Annotated in this window: 17 protein-coding genes; 2 read left to right on the top strand and 15 right to left on the bottom strand. The window is 63.0% G+C overall.

Features of this window, described 5'->3' with window-relative positions; all coding sequences use genetic code 11:
* Positions 1 to 114 precede the first annotated feature (114 nt).
* Positions 115 to 4,002 (bottom strand): phosphoribosylformylglycinamidine synthase, encoded by a 3,888-nt coding sequence (gene purL / locus GU3_RS06900; RefSeq protein ID WP_014291806.1) that lies wholly within the window; start codon positions 4,000 to 4,002, stop codon positions 115 to 117.
* A 202-nt stretch (positions 4,003 to 4,204) separates the two neighbouring features.
* Here purL and mltF point away from each other — a divergent pair, with 202 nt between their 5' ends.
* Both mltF and GU3_RS17215 read left to right on the top strand, forming a co-directional pair.
* Positions 4,205 to 5,611, top strand: a complete 1,407-nt coding sequence (gene mltF, locus GU3_RS06895; protein ID WP_014291805.1) for a membrane-bound lytic murein transglycosylase MltF — start codon at positions 4,205 to 4,207, stop codon at positions 5,609 to 5,611.
* 86 nt (positions 5,612 to 5,697) lie between these two features.
* The gene (locus GU3_RS17215) at positions 5,698 to 5,838 is read left to right on the top strand and encodes a hypothetical protein (protein ID WP_158308462.1); all 141 of its coding nucleotides are present in this window, start codon (positions 5,698 to 5,700) and stop codon (positions 5,836 to 5,838) included.
* Positions 5,839 to 5,869: 31 nt separating this feature from the next.
* On the opposite strand, the gene GU3_RS06890 is transcribed toward GU3_RS17215, so the two are convergent.
* From GU3_RS06890 to fdx, 14 genes are all read right to left on the bottom strand, one after another.
* A complete protein-coding gene (locus GU3_RS06890) occupies positions 5,870 to 6,310 on the bottom strand; it encodes a universal stress protein (protein ID WP_014291804.1) in 441 nt (146 codons plus the stop codon).
* A gap of 127 nt (positions 6,311 to 6,437) precedes the next feature.
* Entirely contained in the window at positions 6,438 to 7,937 is a 1,500-nt protein-coding gene (gene der, locus GU3_RS06885) for a ribosome biogenesis GTPase Der (RefSeq protein WP_014291803.1), read from the bottom strand.
* Between the two features lie 76 nt (positions 7,938 to 8,013).
* Positions 8,014 to 9,186: an outer membrane protein assembly factor BamB gene (gene bamB, locus GU3_RS06880; RefSeq protein ID WP_014291802.1), complete on the bottom strand. Its 1,173-nt coding sequence runs from the start codon at positions 9,184 to 9,186 to the stop codon at positions 8,014 to 8,016.
* Positions 9,187 to 9,188: 2 nt separating this feature from the next.
* Positions 9,189 to 9,827: a tetratricopeptide repeat protein gene (locus GU3_RS06875; RefSeq protein ID WP_014291801.1), complete on the bottom strand. Its 639-nt coding sequence runs from the start codon at positions 9,825 to 9,827 to the stop codon at positions 9,189 to 9,191.
* Between the two features lies 1 nt (position 9,828).
* Entirely contained in the window at positions 9,829 to 11,106 is a 1,278-nt protein-coding gene (gene hisS / locus GU3_RS06870) for a histidine--tRNA ligase (protein ID WP_014291800.1), read from the bottom strand.
* A gap of 40 nt (positions 11,107 to 11,146) precedes the next feature.
* Positions 11,147 to 12,265 carry a flavodoxin-dependent (E)-4-hydroxy-3-methylbut-2-enyl-diphosphate synthase gene (gene ispG, locus GU3_RS06865; RefSeq protein ID WP_014291799.1) on the bottom strand — a complete coding sequence of 373 codons (1,119 nt, stop codon included), beginning with the start codon at positions 12,263 to 12,265 and terminating at the stop codon, positions 11,147 to 11,149.
* A 21-nt stretch (positions 12,266 to 12,286) separates the two neighbouring features.
* Positions 12,287 to 13,279, bottom strand: coding sequence for a cytoskeleton protein RodZ (gene rodZ / locus GU3_RS06860; RefSeq protein ID WP_014291798.1), 993 nt, complete (start codon positions 13,277 to 13,279; stop codon positions 12,287 to 12,289).
* Positions 13,269 to 14,048: a type IV pilus biogenesis/stability protein PilW gene (gene pilW / locus GU3_RS06855; RefSeq protein ID WP_148265863.1), complete on the bottom strand. Its 780-nt coding sequence runs from the start codon at positions 14,046 to 14,048 to the stop codon at positions 13,269 to 13,271. Before pilW ends, rodZ begins: the two co-directional genes overlap by 11 nt.
* 26 nt (positions 14,049 to 14,074) lie before the next feature.
* On the bottom strand, positions 14,075 to 15,193 hold the full coding sequence (locus GU3_RS06850) for a bifunctional tRNA (adenosine(37)-C2)-methyltransferase TrmG/ribosomal RNA large subunit methyltransferase RlmN (protein WP_014291796.1): 1,119 nt from the start codon (positions 15,191 to 15,193) through the stop codon (positions 14,075 to 14,077).
* Between the two features lie 153 nt (positions 15,194 to 15,346).
* Entirely contained in the window at positions 15,347 to 16,864 is a 1,518-nt protein-coding gene (locus GU3_RS06845) for a nucleobase:cation symporter-2 family protein (RefSeq protein ID WP_014291795.1), read from the bottom strand.
* A gap of 187 nt (positions 16,865 to 17,051) precedes the next feature.
* Complete coding sequence (ndk, locus tag GU3_RS06840; protein ID WP_014291794.1) at positions 17,052 to 17,483, bottom strand: nucleoside-diphosphate kinase; 432 nt, start codon at positions 17,481 to 17,483, stop codon at positions 17,052 to 17,054.
* 107 nt (positions 17,484 to 17,590) lie between these two features.
* On the bottom strand, positions 17,591 to 18,889 hold the full coding sequence (gene pepB, locus GU3_RS06835) for an aminopeptidase PepB (protein ID WP_041543001.1): 1,299 nt from the start codon (positions 18,887 to 18,889) through the stop codon (positions 17,591 to 17,593).
* A 98-nt stretch (positions 18,890 to 18,987) separates the two neighbouring features.
* Complete coding sequence (gene iscX, locus GU3_RS06830) at positions 18,988 to 19,188, bottom strand: Fe-S cluster assembly protein IscX (protein ID WP_014291792.1); 201 nt, start codon at positions 19,186 to 19,188, stop codon at positions 18,988 to 18,990.
* Positions 19,189 to 19,223: 35 nt separating this feature from the next.
* The gene (fdx, locus tag GU3_RS06825; RefSeq protein WP_014291791.1) at positions 19,224 to 19,562 is read right to left on the bottom strand and encodes an ISC system 2Fe-2S type ferredoxin; all 339 of its coding nucleotides are present in this window, start codon (positions 19,560 to 19,562) and stop codon (positions 19,224 to 19,226) included.
* Positions 19,563 to 19,564 lie beyond the last annotated feature (2 nt).

The raw sequence follows: 19,564 nt of genomic DNA, 5'->3' as shown, positions 1-19,564 counted from the left end.
TGATGGCAAAGCAGGTCGATGTTTTATTTTTGAGCGCGACCATCATATAGACTCAAACGGCAAATAAAAAGCCCGCTTTTCGCGGGCTTTTTATTTTGAGAAGCAATAAGCAATTTAGCCGATGTGCTTGCGGGCATTGCGGAACATGCGCATCCAGCCGCCGTCCTCGCCCCAGTTGTCCGGGTGCCAGGAGTTGGCCACGGTGCGGAACACTCGCTCCGGGTGCGGCATCATGATGGTGACCCGGCCGTCTTCGCTGGTCAGGCCGGTAATGCCGTTGGCGGAGCCATTGGGGTTGAACGGATAACGCTCGGTCGCCTGGCCATGGTGGTCCACAAAGCGCAGCGCCACGGTGCCGCTGGCTTCCAGCGCGGCGATGTCGGCACGCTTGGGCTGTACCCGGCCTTCACCGTGGGACACGGCGATGGGCAGGCGAGAGCCGGCCATGCCGGACAGGAACAGGCTGGGCGACTCCTGCACTTCCACCAGGCTGAAGCGGGCTTCGAAACGCTCGGAGGTATTGCGCACAAAGTCCGGCCAGTGGGCCGCACCGGGGATCAGATCCCGCAATTGGGACAGCATCTGACAGCCGTTGCACACGCCGAGGGCGAAGCTGTCGTCGCGCTGAAAGAAGGCCTCGAACTGGGCGCGCAGGGCTTCGTTGAACAGAATGCTCTTGGCCCAGCCGCCGCCGGCGCCGAGCACGTCACCGTAGGAGAAGCCGCCACAGGCCACCAGGCCGGCGAATTCGTCCAGACGCAGGCGACCGCTTTGCAAATCGCTCATGTGCACGTCCACCGCACTGAACCCGGCCCGGTCAAAGGCGGCGGCCATTTCCATGTGGGAGTTCACTCCCTGCTCGCGCAGAATGGCCATTCTCGGGTGCACACCCTTGGCGATAAAGGGCGCGGCGATGTCTTCCTTCGGATCAAAGGTCAGCGACGCCGACAGACCCGGGGTGGCGTCGAGCTTGGCCTCGAACTCGGCCTGGGCGCACTCGGGGTTGTCGCGCAGGGCCTGCAGGCGGTAGCTGGTCTCGGACCACAACCGGCGCAGCGTGGTGCGGGACTCGGCGTAAATTTCTTCGCCGTCGGCCAGCAGACGCAGGGTGTCGTCGTGGTTGGGCTCGCCAATCACATGGGTGCAGGCGGCCAGACCGTGGCCGGCCAGGCAGGTGAGCACCGCTTCCTTGTCTTCCCGGCGCACTTGCAGCACGGCACCCAGCTCTTCGTTGAACAGTGCCGCCAGATGGTCGGCCCCCAGCAGATCGAGTTCGACATTGAGGCCGGTGTTACCGGCAAAGGCCATTTCCGCCAGGGTCACGAACAGACCGCCGTCGCCCCGGTCGTGGTAGGCCAGCAGCTTCTTCTCGGCCACCAGCGCCTGCATGGCATTGAAAAAGCCCTTGAGCTGCTCGGCATCGTCCAGATCCGCGGGCTTGTCACCCAGCTGACGGTAAACCTGGGCCAGGGCCGAGGCGCCCAGGCGATTCTTGCCGTTGCCCAGATCCACCAGAATGAGATCGGTCTCACCCTGATCGGTGCGCAGCCAGGGGGTGACGGTGCTGCGCACATCGGTCACCCGGCCAAAGGCGGAGATCACCAGTGACAGCGGCGCGGTGACGCTCTTGTCGTCGCCATCCTGCTGCCAGCGGGTCTTCATCGACATCGAGTCCTTGCCCACCGGAATGGTCAGCCCCAGCACCGGGCACAGCTCTTCACCCACGGCCTTGACCGCCTCGTACAGACCGGCGTCTTCCCCCGGGTGACCGGCGGCAGACATCCAGTTGGCGGACAGCTTGATGCGGTTGAGCTCGCCAATTTCGGTGGCGGCAATGTTGGTGATGGCCTCGGCCACCGCCAGCCGGGCGGAGGCGGCGAAGTCGAGCAGCGCCACCGGGGCGCGCTCGCCCATGGACATGGCTTCACCGGCGTAGGTGTCGTAGGCGGCGGCGGTCACCGCACAGTCGGCCACCGGCACCTGCCAGGGGCCCACCATCTGATCCCGGGCCACCAGGCCGGTGACGGTGCGATCGCCAATAGTGATCAGAAAGCCCTTGTCGGCCACGGTGGGCAGGGTCAGTACCCGCTCGGCGGCGTCCTTCAGGTTGATGCCGTGCAGATCCAGCGCCGGGCTCTGATGCTGCCGGCTTTCCACGTCGCGCTGCATTTTGGGCGGCTTGCCCAGCAGCACCTCCAGCGGCATGTCGATGGGCTGGTTGTCGAAATGCTCGTCGTGCAGGCTGAGGTGGCGCTCGGCGGTGGCTTCGCCGATCACCGCATAGGGCGCCCGCTCCCGGCGGCAGAAGGCTTCAAACTCGGCCAGCCGGTCTTCGGCCACCGCCAGCACGTAGCGCTCCTGGGATTCGTTACACCAGATCTGCAGCGGGCTCATGCCCGGCTCGTCGTTGGGAATATCCCGCAGGTTGAAGCGGCCGCCGCGATCGCCGTCGTTGACCAGCTCGGGCATGGCGTTGGACAGGCCGCCGGCGCCCACGTCGTGAATAAACACGATGGGGTTGTCGTCGCCCAGGGCCCAGCAGCGGTCAATCACTTCCTGGCAGCGACGCTCCATCTCGGGGTTGTCCCGCTGCACAGAGGCAAAGTCCAGATCTTCACTGGACTGGCCGGAGGCCATGGACGAAGCCGCGCCGCCGCCCAGGCCGATGTTCATGGCCGGACCGCCCAGCACCACCAGCTTGGCACCCACCGGGATCTCGCCCTTTTCCACGTGCTCGGCGCGAATGTTGCCAAGGCCGCCGGCGATCATGATGGGCTTGTGGTAGCCGCGCACTTCCTCGCCGTTAAAGCTGGAGACCTGCTCCTCGTAAGTACGAAAGTAACCGAGCAGGGCCGGACGGCCGAACTCATTGTTAAAGGCCGCACCGCCCAGGGGGCCGTCGATCATGATGTCGAGGGCGCTGACGATGCGCTCGGGCTTGCCGAAGTCCTGCTCCCAGGGACGGTGGTAGCCGGGAATCTTCAGGTTGGACACGCTGAAGCCCACCAGACCCGCCTTGGGCTTGGAGCCGCGGCCGGTGGCGCCTTCGTCACGAATTTCGCCGCCGGAGCCGGTGGCGGCGCCCGGGTAGGGGGAGATGGCGGTGGGGTGGTTGTGGGTTTCCACCTTCATCAGGATGTGAATGTCTTCCTGGTGGTAGCGGTACTCGCCCGACTCGGGGCTGGGGAAAAAGCGGCCCGCCGGCGAGCCGGCCATGACGGCGGCGTTGTCTTTATAGGCGGAGAGCACGTGCTCGGGCACCTGCTCAAAGGTGTTCTTGATCATTTTGAACAGCGACTTGGGCTGCTCGACGCCGTCGATGATCCAGTCGGCGTTGAAAATCTTGTGACGACAGTGCTCGGAGTTGGCCTGGGCAAACATGTAGAGCTCGATGTCGTTGGGGTTGCGACCCAGCTTGCTGAAGCCGTCGAACAGGTAGTCGATTTCATCATCCGCCAGGGCCAGGCCCATGCGCAGGTTGGCCTCGGCCAGGGCGGCGCGGCCGCCGGCAAGGATGTCGACGGAGGTCAGCGGTGCCGGCTCGGCCTCGGCAAACAGGCACTCGGCCTCGGCCAGGCTGGCAAAGGTCACCTCGGTCATGCGGTCGTGCAGCAGGTGGCTGACCGCCGCCAGCTCGGCCTCGGTGGGCTCACGCTCAAAGCTCAGGTAATAGACGACGCCGCGCTCAATGCGCTTGACCTGGGACAGGCCGCAGTTGCGGGCGATATCGGTGGCCTTGGAGGACCAGGGAGAAAGGGTTCCGGGACGGGGCGTCACCAACACCAGGCGGCTGCCGGCGGCGGGCGTGATGCCGTCGGCGGGACTGTCGAGCAGCTGGACCAGGGTTTGCCGGCCCGCCTCGTCGAGTTCGGCGGTCAGGGCGACAAAGTGCACATACTCGGTTTCAATGGCGGACAGTGGCAGCGCCTGCTCCTGGGCACGACGGATGATCGCCTGGGTTCTGAAACCGGATAAGGCCGGTGAGCCTCTCAGTATTTCCATAGTGGCTAATTCTCAAAGCGTGAGTGTATGGGGGGTTCTTGAACTGGCGGTATTATAGGTTTACACCCCTGCCCTGTCGACGGCGATTTGCCGCAGACCTGGCTGGCATTGACGCCGTAAATATCGGCAATAACCTGACTAACGCGCCGGCTTTTGCTATAAAATGCCGACGTTTTCATAGAAGGAGTTGCCCTTGCCTACCATGCGCCAGCTCGCCCCGACGGCCCTGTTGCTGGGACTGCTTGCCCTGAGCGGCTGCGACAACCATACCGTCGTCACCAGCCAGCAGCAGCACATTCAGGCCCGAGGCTCACTCCGGGTCGGCACCCTTTACCATCCGCTTTACTACTTTCTGCGCAACGACCGCCAGGAAGGGCTGGATTACGAGCTGGCCCAGGGCTTTGCCGATTACCTTGATGTGGAGCTCACCATGGTGCCCGCCTACAGCCTGGACGAGCTGTTCGCCCTGCTCGACGCCGGCCAGGTCGACATGCTGGCCGCCGGCCTCACCGACACCCCGGTGCGCCGGAAGCACTACCGCTTCGGCCCCAGCCTGTACGAGGTGGCCCAGACCCTGGTGTACCGCAAGGGCGAGCCTCGGCCTCGGGATCTGCAACAGCTCGACGGTGAGCTGCGGGTACTGGCGGGCTCCAGTCAGGCGGAATGGCTGCAGCGCATGGCCCACAAACTGCCCGACCTCAACTGGGAGCCCCGCCGGGATACGGACGCGGAAGACCTGCTGCGCCAGGTGGCCGAAGGCCGCACCGATTACACCCTGGTGGAAGATACCCTGCTGGCCCGCACCCAACGCTACTACCCCAATGTGGACGCCGCCTTCAGCCTGCCCAGCTCCCAGCCGGTGAGCTGGGTGATGGACCGGCGTGACGACGACAGCCTGCTGGCGGCCATGCTGGCCTATTTTGCCGAGCAGCGGCACAGCGGCGCCCTGGCCCGGCTCAACGAAAAGTACTTTGGCCACATTCAGGACTTCGATTACGTCGACACCCGCACCTTTTTGCGCCGGGCCGAGGATCTGCTGCCTCAGTACCGCCCGCTGTTTGAGCGCCATGCGGGCACGCTGGACTGGCGGCTGGTGGCGGCGGTGAGCTACCAGGAATCCCACTGGGAACCGGATGCCCAGTCCTACACCGGGGTGCGCGGCATGATGATGCTGACCGAAGACACCGCCCGCCAGATGGGCGTGGATGACCGGCTGGATCCGGAGCAGAGCATTCGCGGTGGCGCCGGCTACCTGGCGTCATTGATCGAACGGCTGCCCGAGAGCATTCCCGAGGGAGAACGGGTCTGGTTTGCCCTGGCCGCCTACAACCTGGGCCTGGGCCACCTGCTGGATGCCCGCCGCCTGACCCGGTCGCGGGGGCAGGATCCCGATGCCTGGGCGGCGGTAAAGGAAAACCTGCCGCTGCTGCATCAGCCCAAATGGTACCGCCACACCCGCTACGGCTATGCCCGGGGTCGCGAGGCGCAAAAGTTCGTCAATAACATTCGCCAGTATTATCAGAGCCTGCAGTGGCTCTACAAGCCCACCACCGACAGTGGCCTGGCCACCGCCCAGCTTGAGACTCGGCCGACAGATCCAACATATTAATACCACTGTCACTTTACGCCGCTATCACTAGCTGATATCAAGGCGAAAAGGCCGCAGAACGCGGCCGGTGAAGATGAGAGAACCTTATGCTGAAAAGAAAACGCACCCTGCTCAAAAACCGCAAACCCGCTTGTGGCTCCCGTCGCAAACTGATGATGCAGGATCTACGCCGCAAAATATTGCGCCGCAACGCCACCTATTTTCTGACCCAGGCGAACTTCGAGTAATCCCTCACCGGGGTGAGGGAGCCCTTGCCCATCAACGAATGGTGATCACGCCGCACTTGGCGTGGTTGGTGACCTTGTGGGAAACGCTGCCCATTACCAGTCCGGCCAGATCTCCCAGCCCCCGCGATCCCAGCACCACCACATCCACCCCCAGCGCCTCGGTCTGCTTTAAAATGGTCCGGGCCGGCTCGCCTTTCATCACATGGGTATGGATGCGCTCCACCCCCAGTTTGTGCGCCTCGGCCTCGGCGCCGGAAATAATGCGATGACCCAGGGCCTCCATTTCCTTCAGTTCGTCACCAATGGCGACAGCGCCAATGCCCCAGATCAGCGTGGCCTCATGGGGCAGCACCTCGGGCACATGCAGAATATGCAGTTCGGCATTGTCGACCTTGGCCAGATGGCAGGCCAGCTCCAGCGCCTTACGGCCATGCTTGGAGCCATCTACCGCAACCAGCAGAGACTTGTACATACACGTCCTCCATGGAATCAATGTGTGGGCATACATCACCAAGCCTAGGCGGGGGTCAGATTCCGCGCAAAATCATGAGGCTCAAATGACGAAAAAAAACGCCGGCTAAGCCGGCGTTTGGGGAGATTTACTTTTTCTTGAGGTGCTTCATCAGGCGCTTGCGCTTGCGCAGCTGGCTCGCGGTCAGCTTGTTCTTCAGACCGGCGTAGGGGTTGTCCCCTTCCTGGAACTCGACCCGAATGGGGGTGCCCACCACCTGCAACGAGCGGCGGAAATAGTTGATCAGATAACGCTTGTAGGAATCGGGCAGATCCTTCACCTGGTTGCCGTGCACGATAATGCGTGGCGGGTTGTAACCGCCGGCATGGGCGTACTTGAGCTTGACCCGGCGCCCGCGCACCAGCGGCGGCTGGTGATCGTCCTGAGCCATCTGCATGATGCGGGTCAACATGGAGGTACTCACCCGCTTGGTGGCGGAGACATAAGCCTCCTTCACCGACTCAAACAGGTTACCCACGCCACTGCCGTGCAGGGCCGAAATGAAATGCAGGCGGGCAAAGTCGATAAAGCCTAGGCGCCGGTCCAGCTCGCGCTTGATGTCGTCGCGCACCTCCTGGCTGAGGCCGTCCCACTTGTTGACCGCCAACACGATGCTGCGGCCGGCATTGAGCACAAAGCCCAGCAGGCTGAGATCCTGATCGGAAATGCCTTCCCGGGCGTCCAGTACCAGCAGCACCACGTTGGCATCCTCGATGGCCTTGAGGGTCTTGATCACCGAAAACTTTTCCACCGTCTCGTGCACCCGGCCCCGGCGCCGCACCCCGGCGGTGTCGATCAGAATGTACTCCTGCTCGTCTCGCTCCATGGGAATGTAGACCGAGTCCCGGGTGGTGCCGGGCATGTCGTACACCACTACCCGCTCTTCGCCGAGAATGCGGTTAGTCAGGGTCGACTTGCCCACATTGGGACGGCCGACAATGGCCAGCTTGATGGGGGCGTCTTCAAAAGGTACCGCCTCTTCCTCGGCCAGCTCGTCGATCATCGCCATGGCGTCTTCCAGCATGGCGTCGTCAAACTCGTGCTCGTCTTCCTCCTCCGATGCCTCGGCACTGTCGTCGGTCTCGCCGGTCAACAGCGCCAGCTGAGGGGCAAGCGCGGTTTCCAGCAGAGACAGCACGCCGCGGCCGTGGGCGGCGGCAATCTGATAAATGTCCCCCAGGCCCAGCTGGTAGAATTCGCTCACCGCCGAGTCGGCATCGATACCGTCGGTCTTGTTGGCCACCAGCAGGGTTTTCTTCTGACAGCGGCGCAGATGAGCCGCAATGGCCTGGTCGGCGGAGGTGAGGCCGGCACGGGCATCCACCATAAACAGCACCACGTCGGCTTCATCGATGGCCGCCAGCGACTGGGATGCCATCTTCAGCTCGATGCCCTCCTCGCTGCCGTCGATACCGCCGGTATCGACCACGATATATTCCAGCTCGTTAAAGCGGGCCTGGCCGTATTTGCGATCCCGGGTCAGGCCGGGAAAGTCCGCCACCAGGGCGTCACGAGTGCGGGTCAGGCGGTTAAACAGAGTGGATTTGCCCACGTTGGGACGACCCACCAGAGCCACTACTGGCATCATAAAAACATTCTCCGAAAAACAATAACGGCTCCTGAATCTTGGAATCAGGAGCCGGTGGGCCACGTGTTCAGCAGGATCAGGGCTGGCCTATCGCCACCAAATCGCCATCGCGGCTTTGCACATAAAGGGTATTGCCGGCCACGACCGGTGCTGCATACAGGCCGGCGCGGTCAATCCGCTCCAGCGCCACAATGGCGCCGGTGGCGCGATCCAGCCAAAACAGGTAACCGTCGGCATCGCCCACCACCAGGTATTCGCCAAACACCACGGGGGCAGTCAGGTTGCGGTTTTCCAGCTCGGTGTTGGACCAGGCTTCACTGCCGCTGCGGGCATCCACCGCAAACAGGTGGCTGCGGCTGTCGGTGATATACAGCAGGCGGCCGTCGGTGCTCAAGTCTTCCGAGCCCTGGTACTGGCGCTTCCACAATTGCTGGCCGGAAATCAGCTGGTGCGCGGTCAGCTGGCCATTATAGGCGATCGTGAACAGAATATCGCCCAGGATCACCGGTCGGGCCGCCACGTCCACCATCCGCTCCAGCTCGGTGGCGCCTCTGGGGCTGGCGATACGGGTATCGCGCACCGGCTGGCCGTTGGCCAGCAGGGCGATGCCCAAGCGGCCGTCGGCCCGGCCGTAAAGCACGGCGCCACCGGCGGTGACGGGCGTGGCCATGCTGCGCAGGGTCAGGCTGGGCTGCTCGTTGCGCAACAGCCACTGCTGCTCGCCGCTGGTAGCATCCAGCGCCACCAGGTTGCCGGCACTGGTGTGCACCACCACCTTGCCCTCGTCCACCGCCGGCGCCGCCAGCACTTCGCCGGGTACATTCTGGGTCCACAGCAGGGCGCCGTCGGACTGAGACACGGCATACACCACGCCGTTTTCCGAGCCGAAATACAGGTTGCCGTAGGCGGCGGTCAGACCGCCGGCAATCCGCGGGCTGCGCTGGTTCTTGTTAATGGCCAGTTCATCCAGCTCGATTTCCCACCGCTCATCGCCGCTGGTCCGGTCAAAGGCCTTGAGCACCCCGTCCCGGGACGCGGCAAACAGGCGGTCTCCGTCCACCACCGGGCTGAGCTGGGAATAGTAATCGCCCACCCCCTTGCCCACCGAGGCCGACCAGCGGGTATCGGGATCAAAGGCGTTATCGATATCGGGCAGCGGGCTGGCCGGTGCCACCGGAGCCTGGCTGGAGCAGGCTGCAAGGCCCAGTGCCAGGGTCAGGGGAAGTAAGGAATGCAACACTCTGCTCATGCTTATTCTCCCTGCCGAGCCGGCGTGGCCAGGTGGTCGAGCTTGAGCGTCAGCGCCGGATTTTCTCCCACGCCGCCGGCACTGCGCGCCTGTTCATAGGCATCATGGGCCTCGGCAGGCTGTTGCTGCGCCAGATACAAATCGCCCTGCACTTCCAGCTTCTGGGCGGCAAAGGCCTCACCGCTCACCTGGTCGAGCCGGCTTTGGGCGGCCTCGTACTCACCACGGGCAATCAGCACCCGGGCCAGGCGCAGCCCTATGGTATTGCGCAGCACCGCATCGTCGGTACCGGCCAGCGCCTGCTCCAGTTGTGCGCTGGCCAGGGCCAGGTCATTGGCTTTCACCGCTTCGGCGGCCAGCAGCAGGGCGGCCAGCTCACCATAGCTGTTGCCCTGGTTGGCGCTGACAAAGGCGGCGGTACTGTCAAAGGCCTCGCTGCCGCGGGTGGCCAGCTCCCGGCTCACCTGCTCAAAGGCTTCGGCGCCGGCGGCGCGGCTTTCCAGCTGCTGACTCAGGTAATAGCGCCAGCCAAACAGGCCCGCCAGGCCGATGGCAGAGCCCAGAATGATGGCCTTGCCGTATTCCTGCCACCAGCGCTTGATGGCTTCAATCTGTTGATCTTCCGTGCTGTAAATATCCAACTCAAATCCCCTTCTGTTTGAGTAGTGCGACCAGCTCGCTTTGGGCCAGGGTCTGTTGCTCGCCCTGGCCACGCAGGTATTTCACCGTCACCTGACCATTAACGACTTCGTCCTCGCCAATGATCAGCGCCACGGCGGCGCCGCTTTTGTCGGCCCGCTTGAGTTGTTTCTTGAAGTTGCCGCCGCCGCAGTGGCTCATGACGCGCAGCGCCGGCAGTTCGTCCCGCAGCCGTTCGGCCAGGGCAAAGCCCGCCACCCGCGTGCTCTCGCCCATCATGGCCACGTACACATCGGCCTGGGCCGGCTCGTCCGGCACCAGATTCAGGGTTTCGAGCAGCAACACCAGCCGCTCCATGCCCATGGCAAAGCCCACCGCCGGGGTGGCCTGGCCGCCCAGCTGCTCCACCAGGCCGTCGTAGCGGCCACCGCCACAGACGGTGCCCTGGGCGCCCAGGCTCTCGGTCACCCACTCGAACACGGTGAGGTTGTAATAGTCGAGGCCGCGCACCAGTCGCGGATTGATGTCAAAGGCGATGCCGGCGGCACTCAGCAGCGCCTGCAGCCCCTCAAAGTGGGCGCGGGTGGCTTCGCCGAAATAGTCGGACAGCACCGGGGCGTCCGCCAGCAGCGCCTGGACTTCAGGGTTCTTGCTGTCGAGTACCCGCAGCGGGTTGGTGTGCATGCGCCGGCGGCAGTCTTCGTCCAGGCGCTCTTCGTGCTGCTGCAAAAAGTCCACCAGGGCCTGGCGGTATGCGGCCCGCTCTTCGGGCTGGCCCAGGCTGTTGAGCTGCAGGGTCAGGTGCTCGGTCACCCCCAGGGCCTTCCACAGGCGGGCGGTGAGCATAATCAGCTCGGCGTCGATGTCCGGGCCATTCAGGCCGAACACCTCCACCCCGAACTGGTGAAACTGGCGGTAGCGGCCCTTTTGCGGCCGTTCGTAACGGAACATGGGGCCCATGTACCACATGCGCCGTTCCTGGTTGTACAGCAGGCCGTGCTCAATGCCGGCACGCACGCAGCCGGCGGTGCCTTCGGGGCGCAGGGTCAGGCTGTCACCGCTGCGATCCTCAAAGGTGTACATTTCCTTTTCCACCACGTCGGTGACTTCACCGATGGCACGCTGAAACAGCCCGGTGACTTCCATGATGGGCAGGCGGATTTCGCTGTAACCGTAGGCGCTCATGGTGTTGCGCAGCACGGCTTCCGCCTGTTGCCAGGCCGGGGTCTGCTCCGGCAGGCAGTCGTTCATTCCTCGAATTGCTTGAATTTGTTTGGCCACAAAAAAATCTCTGTTCTGAATCGATAAGTAAAAAGCGGGCTCAGTCCTTGTCCTGCACCGGAATGCGGGCGGCGGGATCCATCATGGCAACCTTGGCGCGAATGCGCGCTTCCAGGGCATCCACCAGGGCGGTGTTGTCGAGCCGGTCAACCCGCTCGCCATCCTCGTAGAAGGCACTTTTGCGCTGGGCGCCGGCCAGCCCCAGATCGGACACCAGGGCCTCGCCCGGGCCGTTGACCACACAGCCGATAATGGACACGTCCATGGGCGTGACGATGTCTTCCAGCCGGCTTTCCAGGGCATTGACGGTGCCGATGACATCGAACTCCTGACGGGAGCAGGACGGGCAGGCGATGAAGTTGATGCCCCGGGCACGAATGCGCAGGGACTTGAGAATGTCAAAACCGACCTTGACCTCTTCCACCGGATCGGCAGCGAGGGAAATGCGCAGGGTGTCGCCAATGCCCTCGGCCAGCAGCATGCCCAGGCCAATGGCGGACTTGACCGCGCCGCTGCGAAAGCCGCCGGCCTCGGTAATGCCCAGGTGCAGGGGCTGCTCAATCTGGCGGGCCAGCTCCCGGTAGGCGCCCACCGCCAGGAAGACGTCGGAAGCCTTCACACTCACCTTGAACTGGTCGAAGTTGAGCCGGTCGAGGATATCGACGTGGCGCAGGGCCGATTCCACCAGCGCGGCGGGGGTGGGCTCACCGTATTTTTCCTGCAGATCCTTTTCCAATGAGCCGCCGTTGACCCCAATGCGAATGGGAATGCCCTTGTCCCGGGCGCAGTCCACCACGGCACGGATCCTGTCTTCCCGGCCGATGTTGCCCGGGTTGATGCGCAGGCAGTCGGCACCGTATTCCGCCACCTGCAGGGCGATGCGGTAATCGAAATGAATATCGGCCACCAGCGGCATGGCGGTGCCGGCGCGAATGGCTCTGAAGGCTTCCGCCGCCTCCATGGTGGGCACGGAGACCCGCACTATGTCGGCACCGGCCTTTTCCACCGCCCGAATCTGGGCCAGGGTGGCTTCCACGTCGGTGGTCAGGGTGTTGGTCATGGTCTGCACGCTGATGGGGGCATCCCCCCCCACCAGCACGGAGCCGACACGAATTTGCTTGGACTTGCGGCGAATAATGGGAGATTCGTGTTGGGACATGGTTTGCTCTTGTTCGTTACATCAGGATTGCGGAACGGTCAGGCGGGCAACCCGGCCGGCGCGAAAGGCGGTCAGGTCTACCGCCTGGTTCAGGTATTCCACCCGGGCCGCCTGGGGCGCGCCCAGCACCAGCCGGAACGGCGGCGTCCCCTTGAGCTCCAGGCGGTCGGCGGCGGTTTTAACCCCTTCCGACAACACCCGGCCTTCGGCATCGGTGACCTTGATCCAGCAGTCGGCGCTAAAGCCCAGCACCAGCAGTCCGGGATCGGCCACGGGCTCCGGGGCTGCTTCGGCGGCCGGCTCGCTGACCGCCTCGGCCGCCACGGGTCCGGCCGGGACCGCGGTTGCGTCCGGAGCGGCCTCAACGGCCGGGGCGCTTTCGGAAGTCGGCGCCCCGGCGGGTACGGCTTCTGGCAGGGTGTCCGGCACCGGCTGGGTAGCCTCCGGCATCAGCGCCTCTGCCACGGGGGCGTCCGGCGCGGCGATATCCGGCACCGTCAGCGGCGGCACTTCAGCCGGCGCGGGCTCGGCCGACATGCCCGGCTGGCTCGCCGGCTCGGTCACAAGGTAACCGGCGCCGCTGTTTTGCCACCACCAGAATACCAGGGAAACCAGCAGCCCCAGCAGCACCAGCCAGCTGATGCGTTTCAGCCACTTGTCACTGGCCTGCTGGCGGGTCTTTTTGGAAAAGCTCTGCATCGGCGCCGGGCCGGCACTGCGCAGTTGCTCCATGCCGGCCATGCCATCAAAGGCCACCAGTGCCTGCTGCTCGCTCACCCCCACCAAGCGGGCATAGGCCTTGACGTAACCACGCAAAAACGTCATGGCCACGCCGGCCTTGTAATGATCACTGTCGATGGACTCAATCACCGCCACTCTCAGATTGAGCCGGCGCGCCACTTCATTCTGGCTCCAGCCCCGGCCTTCGCGCGCCTGGCGCAATATGGCGCCCGGGCCTGAATGACCGGCTTCGGGTTCTGCCCCGTTCAGGGGCTGCTCTTCGTTAATTGTCATGGGTCAGCAATCGCTCGGCCTGTTCTGAATCCGGAAATAAACGTACCAGCTCGGCACCGGCCTGACGGGCCTGCTTGCCCTGTCCCCGTGCCTGTGCGGTACGCACTGTCAGCCATAAACTCTGCGCAGTGGGTGAATGCCGTTGCCGGTAACGGTCAAGATAATGCTGGGCAAACCCCGGCTCGCCCCGCTCGAGCTCCAGCCCGGCCATGCCGAGCAGGGCCCGGGAGCGGCCCGGGCTGTATTCCAGCGCCCGGCGGAAATACTCTGCTGCAGCCTCGTCACGGCCCCCTTCAAGGGCGCAAAGGGCGGCGTTTTCAAGGGTATCGGCCACTTTGGCGTAGCCAAACACCGCCACGGCCTTCCTGAACATGACATCGGCCTCCTCAAATCGTTCCCGATCACACAGAAAAGCGCCGTAATTGTTCAATCCATCGCCATGTTGCGGTGCAAGGCGCAGCAGGGTGCGGTAATGCTGTTCGGCCTTGTCGTACTCCGACACGGTCTGAAAAAAGTATGCCAGGGCCAGGTGAATGTCGGGATTGCTGGCATCCTGGGACAGGGCTCGTTCCAGATTGAACTTGGCCTGACCGGTATCGCCCCGGCGCAGGTATTCCAGGCCCAGGTTCATTCTGGTCAGGGCCGCCTGGGAAGGCGCGAACACCACCTCCCCGGTTTGCCGGCCCTGACTGAGGTGAACGGTTTCGCTGACGCAGCCGGCCAGGGCAGTTGCCATCAGTAGTGCCGGCCACCAAACGGCCTTTGCCATTCCCTTACTCGCCAGTGATTTTGAAGTTAAACCATTGTGACGGATATAGTTTGTTCCTGCATCCGTTTTTTCAGGGTGCGCTTGGTGCGGTCGATGACGTCGCCCACCAGCTGGCCGCAGGCCGCGTCGATGTCATCGCCCCGGGTTTTGCGAATGGTCACGGTATTGCCGTACTGCATCAGCACCTTGTTGAAGCGGTCAATACGGCTGTTGCTGGGCTTGCCGTAGGGGTTGCCCGGAAACGGATTGAACGGGATCAGGTTGATCTTGCAGGGCAAGTCCTTCAGCAGCTCGGCCAGCTCGTGGGCATGCTGCATGTCGTCGTTGACATGATCAAGCAGCACGTATTCGATGGTCACCTTGCCGTGGTTGGCGTTGGAGACGGCCAGGTAGCGACGAATACTGGCAATCAGCTCGGCAATATTGTACTTGTCGTTGATCGGCATGATCTCGGAACGCAGCTGGTCGTTGGGCGCGTGCAGCGAAACCGCCAGGGCCACGTCTATCATGTCGGCCAGCTTGTCCAGCGCCGGCACCACGCCGGAAGTAGACAGGGTCACCCGCCGCTTGGACAGGCCAAAGCCATAATCTTCCAGCATCAGCCGCATGGCCGGCACCACATTGTTGAGGTTGAGCAGCGGCTCGCCCATGCCCATCATCACCACGTTGGTGATCGGCTTGCGGCCGGAGTCCCGCACAAAGCCGACCCGGCTGGCGGCACGCCACACCTGGCCGATGATCTCCGACACCTTGAGGTTGCGGTTGAAGCCCTGCTGGGCGGTGGAGCAGAATTTGCAGTCCAGGGCACAGCCCACCTGGGACGACACGCACAGGGTGGCGCGGTCGCCGTCGGGAATGTAGACGGTTTCCACTTCCTGATCGCCCACCTGCATGGCCCACTTGATGGTGCCGTCGGCGGATTTCTTCTCGACGGTGATCTCCGGGGCGCGAATTTCGGCGCGCTCCTTGAGTTTGCCCCGCAGTACCTTGTTGATGTTGGTCATCTGATCAAAGTCGTCACAACCAAAGTGATAAATCCACTTCATCACCTGATCGGCACGAAAGGGCTTTTCCCCCATTTCGTGAAAAAGTTCACGCATGCCGTCACGATCCAGATCCAGCAGATTGATTTTGGTTTCACTCATCGGTTGCCTCACGCGTTATGACCAGAGCCCACAGGGCGCGAAATTGTACAGAGTTTAGCATTGGGTTGCCAGTGGCAGGCGCAACCGGTGCCATGCGCTACCCATGAAAAAGGCCGCCCGGGGCGGCCTTGAGCAGAAGTGGAAAAGCCGCGGTCAGTGGCTGGCGGCCACCGGCTTCAGGGCCGGCTGCTTGCCGGAACGTCCCTTGCCTGCCGCTATGGTCACCTCGTTACCGTCGGCATCGTACAGCTTGCCGTCGAGAAAGTAGTCACCGTCGTTGAGAAAGGCGATGTCTTCCTGGCGAATGGTTCGCTCGGTGCCGGCGGCGAACACCGACTGCTTGTCGGAGTTGCCCAGGCTGAAGTGGTTGAACAACAGGTTCAGCACAATGGCCATGATGGCGGTGGAGCTGATGCCGGAATGGAAGATGGTGGCGAACCAGTCCGGAAAATGATGATAGAAGCTCGGGGCCGCGATGGGCAGCATGCCAAAGCCGATGGAGGTCGCCACGATGATCAGGTTCATGTTGTTGGTGTAGTTCACCTTGGCCAGGGTGCGAATGCCGCTGGCGGCCACGGTGCCGAACAGCACGATACCGGCGCCGCCCAGCACGGCGGTGGGCACGGTGGCGATAATGCGGCCCATGATGGGCAGCAGGCCCAGGGTCACCAGAATGCCGCCGGCCGCGGCCACCACATAACGGCTCTTGACGCCGGTCACCGCCACCAGGCCCACGTTCTGGGCAAAGGCGCTCTGGGTAAAGGAGCCGAACATGGGCGCAATGGCGCTGGAGATCATGTCGGCGCGCAGGCCGTCACCCAGACGACGGGAGTCCACCCTGGTGTCGATAATGTCACCCACCGCCAGAATATCGGCGGAGGTTTCCACCAGGATCACCAGCACCACGATCAGCATGGAAATGATGGCGGCCAGCTCAAACACCGGCATGCCAAAGTGGAACGGCGTGGGAAAGGCAAACACCGGCCCTTCCAGCACCCGGGAGAAATCCACCAGCCCCAGGAACCAGGCCAGCAGGGTGCCGATCACCATGGCCAGCAGAATGGACAGCCGGCTGATGGCGGCATTGCCCAGCTTGCTCAGTACCAGCACGATGGCCAGGGTGGCCCCGGCCAGCCCGATGTTGGTCATGCTGCCGAAGTCCTCGGCCTGGCTGTTGCCTCCCATGGCCCAGCGGGCCGCCACCGGCATCAGGGTCAGACCGATGGTGGTGATCACCGCCCCGGTCACCAGGGGGGGAAAGAACTTGATGATCCTGGAAAACACCGGCGTGATCAGCAGGCCAATCAGCGCCGCACCGATCACGGCGCCGAACACCGAGGGCAGGCCGCCGCCGGAGGTGACGATGGCCACTATGGTGGCCACGCTGGCAAAGGACACGCCCTGTACCAGGGGCAACTGGCAACCGAAGAAACGAATGCCCAGGGTCTGCAGCAGGGTCGCGGCGCCGCCCACGAACAGCGAGGCGGCGATCAGCATGCCAATCTCCGCCGAGGCCAGACCGGCGGCCTGCCCCACGATCAGCGGCACCGCGATAATACCGCCGTACATGGTCAGTACGTGCTGAAAGCCATAGGCGATGTTGGCCGCAATACCGAGGTTCTCGTCTTCCGGGCGATTCCCTGCCGCGGTGGCGCGTGATGCTGTACTCATGATCACTCCCTGAATATGTTAAATGATGTATACCATAACCACGACAATATCATCTTTTATGTTGCTATAAATGTAAACATTTTTCACATTAAGTGTATACACAAGTAACAGCAAACCCATGCCAGGCGCTGTTTCGAGCACAAAAAAAAGGAGCCGAAGCTCCTTTTTGTTGCCGTGTGACTCGGAATTAACGAGTGCGCGGGCAGATTTCTTCGTCGCTGAAGAAGTAGGCGATTTCGCGGGCAGCGGAAGCCGGGGCATCGGAGCCGTGTACGGCGTTTTCATCGATGCTGTCGGCGTAGTCGGCACGCAGGGTGCCGGCCAGGGCGTCGGCCGGGTTGGTGGCGCCCATGATTTCGCGGTTGCGACGGATGGCATCTTCACCTTCCAGCACCTGCACCATCACCGGACCAGAAGTCATGAAGTCAACCAGGGCCTTGAAGAAGGGGCGCTCGCTGTGCTCGGCATAGAAACCTTCAGCCTGCTCACGGCTCAGGTGAACCATTTTGGAGGCAACGATTTTCAGGCCGGCAGACTCAAAACGGCCATAAATGGCACCGATCAGGTTCTTGGCAACGGCGTCGGGCTTGACGATGGAAAAGGTACGTTCGATAGCCATAGGGGTATCCTTTAAATCAACAGGTTCTGTTTTCGACAGTAAAAACGCGCGGATTATACGTAAAGCGGCGGCGAGTTAACACCGCCTGCGTGTATTTTTCTTGCGGCTCAGGCTGCACACACCCGGGCCAGCATGGCGGCAATGGTGCGCACGCCGTGGCCCTTGCCACCGGCGGCCCAGAGCTCGTTGGGGACCTTCTGATACGAGCCGGACAAGTCGATATGTACCCAGTTGCGGCCGTTGTCGGGCACGAAACGGGACAGGAAGGCGGCGGCGGTGGAGGCCCCGGCCTGGCCTTCTCCCGCATGCACGTTGGCCATGTCGGCAAAGGCAGAAGGCAGCAGGCTCTGATGGAAGGGCTCCAGGGGCAGCGGCCAGGCCTTTTCGCCTTCGTCCTTCGCCGCCTGCACCGTTTGCAGCGCCAGCTCGTCGTTCATGCTGAACACGGCATTGTAATCCCGGCCCAGGGCCATTTTGGCGGCGCCGGTGAGGGTGGCGGCATCGAGAATAAAGGGCGCGCCGGTGTCGGTCGCCGCCAGCAGGCCGTCGGCCAGCACCAGCCGGCCCTCAGCGTCGGTGTTGAGGATCTCCACGCTCAGACCGTTGCGATAAGTCAGAATATCCCCCAGCTTGAAGGCATGGCCCGACACCAGGTTCTCGGCACAACATAAAAACAGTTTTACCCGCTGGCTCAGGCCGCGCTGAATGGCCAGGGCCAGGGCGCCGGTCACGGTGGCGGCGCCGCCCATGTCGGACTTCATCACCGCCATGCCGTCGGAGCTCTTGATGCTGTAGCCGCCGGAGTCAAAGGTAATGCCCTTGCCCACCAGGCAGGCGGCCACCGGCGTGTCAGCGTTGCCGCCGGGGTTGAAGTCCAGCTCCAGCAGGGTGGGCGGACGGCTGCTGCCCCGGCCCACTTCGTAAATGCCGACGTGGCCGAGATCCTTGAGCTGTTCGCCGCTGTAGATGCGGTAGCTCACCGCCTCGGGGGCCAGGGACTGAATAAACTTGCCGGCCTCGGTGGCCAATGACGCCGGATACACATCTTCGGGTGTGCCGTTGATCATTTCCCGTACCCAGTGCACGGCGGTTCGGCGGGCGTTGAACTCGGCCTGCTCCTCTTCGCTCATGTCACCGAGCTCAAGCTGCTGGCCGCCCTTGGCATTGTAAAAGCCCTGGGCAAAGGCCCAGCTGTTTTCCAGGGTCCAGTCGTCCCCGCACAGCGCCACTTTTTTGATCCCCATGCCGTCGAGCTTGCGCCCCGCCTGCTGCACCCGGCGTACCGGCTCACCGTTCTCCCCCAGGTGCACCCGTACCTCGTCATTCTGAAAGCTGAGCAGCGCCTTGTCGCCCCAGCAGGCCGGCGCGGCGTCGGTGGTCAGCCATACCTTCATGGTCGCGGACATCATGACTCCTTGTGTGATCGACAATAAGTTTGGTTATCAAAAACGGAAAAAAGCCACAGTATCACTGTGGCTTCGAAAATGCTTGGGCGCGTGCAGGCTCAGTCGACTTCATCCATCCAGGCCAGGATCACCGCTTCAAGAATACGTTCGTTGGAGTGCTCGGGCTCATCATCAAACTCGTCCAGCTCGCAGATCCACCGGTGCAGATCGGTAAAGCGCACGGTTTTGGGATCCACCTCCGGGTGCTGCTCCATCAGCGCCAGGGCAATCTCCAGACTGTCGGTCCATTTCAGGCTCATGACTTCTTCCCTCGGCATTCTCTGTGGTGAGACGATCAGTGACCTTCCGACACCATGTTGACGGTATAACGCGGAATTTCCACCACCAGATCCTCGTCGTCCACCCGGGCCTGGCAGCCCAGGCGGGACTCGGGCTCCAGCCCCCAGGCCTTGTCCAGCATGTCATCTTCCAGCTCGGTGCTTTCTTCCAGCGAATCAAAGCCCTCGCGTACAATCACGTGGCAGGTGGTACAGGCGCAGGACTTCTCGCAGGCGTGCTCAATGTCGATCCCATTGCGCAGCGCCACGTCCAGCACGGTTTCACCGGTTTGAGCCTCAACGGCGGCCCCCTCGGGGCAAAGCTCGGCATGGGGCAGAAAAACAATCTTCGGCATCG

Origin of the sequence: Oceanimonas sp. GK1 (assembly GCF_000243075.1) — a bacterium.
Lineage (GTDB): Bacteria > Pseudomonadota > Gammaproteobacteria > Enterobacterales > Aeromonadaceae > Oceanimonas.
The sequence above is the reverse complement of the archived record's forward strand: the minus strand, read 5'-3'. Positions and strand labels throughout refer to the sequence as shown.

What these genes read in the sequence shown, in the direction of transcription:
- mltF (WP_014291805.1), top strand. Translation starts at nt 4,205, where the DNA reads ATGCGCCAGCTCGCCCCGACGGCCCTGTTGCTGGGACTGCTTGCCCTG.
- pilW (WP_148265863.1), bottom strand. Translation starts at nt 14,048, where the DNA reads ATGGCAAAGGCCGTTTGGTGGCCGGCACTACTGATGGCAACTGCCCTG.
- ndk (WP_014291794.1), bottom strand. Translation starts at nt 17,483, where the DNA reads ATGGCTATCGAACGTACCTTTTCCATCGTCAAGCCCGACGCCGTTGCC.
- purL (WP_014291806.1), bottom strand. Translation starts at nt 4,002, where the DNA reads ATGGAAATACTGAGAGGCTCACCGGCCTTATCCGGTTTCAGAACCCAG.
- der (WP_014291803.1), bottom strand. Translation starts at nt 7,937, where the DNA reads ATGATGCCAGTAGTGGCTCTGGTGGGTCGTCCCAACGTGGGCAAATCC.
- pepB (WP_041543001.1), bottom strand. Translation starts at nt 18,889, where the DNA reads ATGTCCGCGACCATGAAGGTATGGCTGACCACCGACGCCGCGCCGGCC.
- ispG (WP_014291799.1), bottom strand. Translation starts at nt 12,265, where the DNA reads ATGTCCCAACACGAATCTCCCATTATTCGCCGCAAGTCCAAGCAAATT.
- GU3_RS17215 (WP_158308462.1), top strand. Translation starts at nt 5,698, where the DNA reads ATGCTGAAAAGAAAACGCACCCTGCTCAAAAACCGCAAACCCGCTTGT.
- GU3_RS06890 (WP_014291804.1), bottom strand. Translation starts at nt 6,310, where the DNA reads ATGTACAAGTCTCTGCTGGTTGCGGTAGATGGCTCCAAGCATGGCCGT.
- GU3_RS06850 (WP_014291796.1), bottom strand. Translation starts at nt 15,193, where the DNA reads ATGAGTGAAACCAAAATCAATCTGCTGGATCTGGATCGTGACGGCATG.
- fdx (WP_014291791.1), bottom strand. Translation starts at nt 19,562, where the DNA reads ATGCCGAAGATTGTTTTTCTGCCCCATGCCGAGCTTTGCCCCGAGGGG.
- bamB (WP_014291802.1), bottom strand. Translation starts at nt 9,186, where the DNA reads ATGAGCAGAGTGTTGCATTCCTTACTTCCCCTGACCCTGGCACTGGGC.
- GU3_RS06845 (WP_014291795.1), bottom strand. Translation starts at nt 16,864, where the DNA reads ATGAGTACAGCATCACGCGCCACCGCGGCAGGGAATCGCCCGGAAGAC.
- iscX (WP_014291792.1), bottom strand. Translation starts at nt 19,188, where the DNA reads ATGAGCCTGAAATGGACCGACAGTCTGGAGATTGCCCTGGCGCTGATG.
- rodZ (WP_014291798.1), bottom strand. Translation starts at nt 13,279, where the DNA reads ATGACAATTAACGAAGAGCAGCCCCTGAACGGGGCAGAACCCGAAGCC.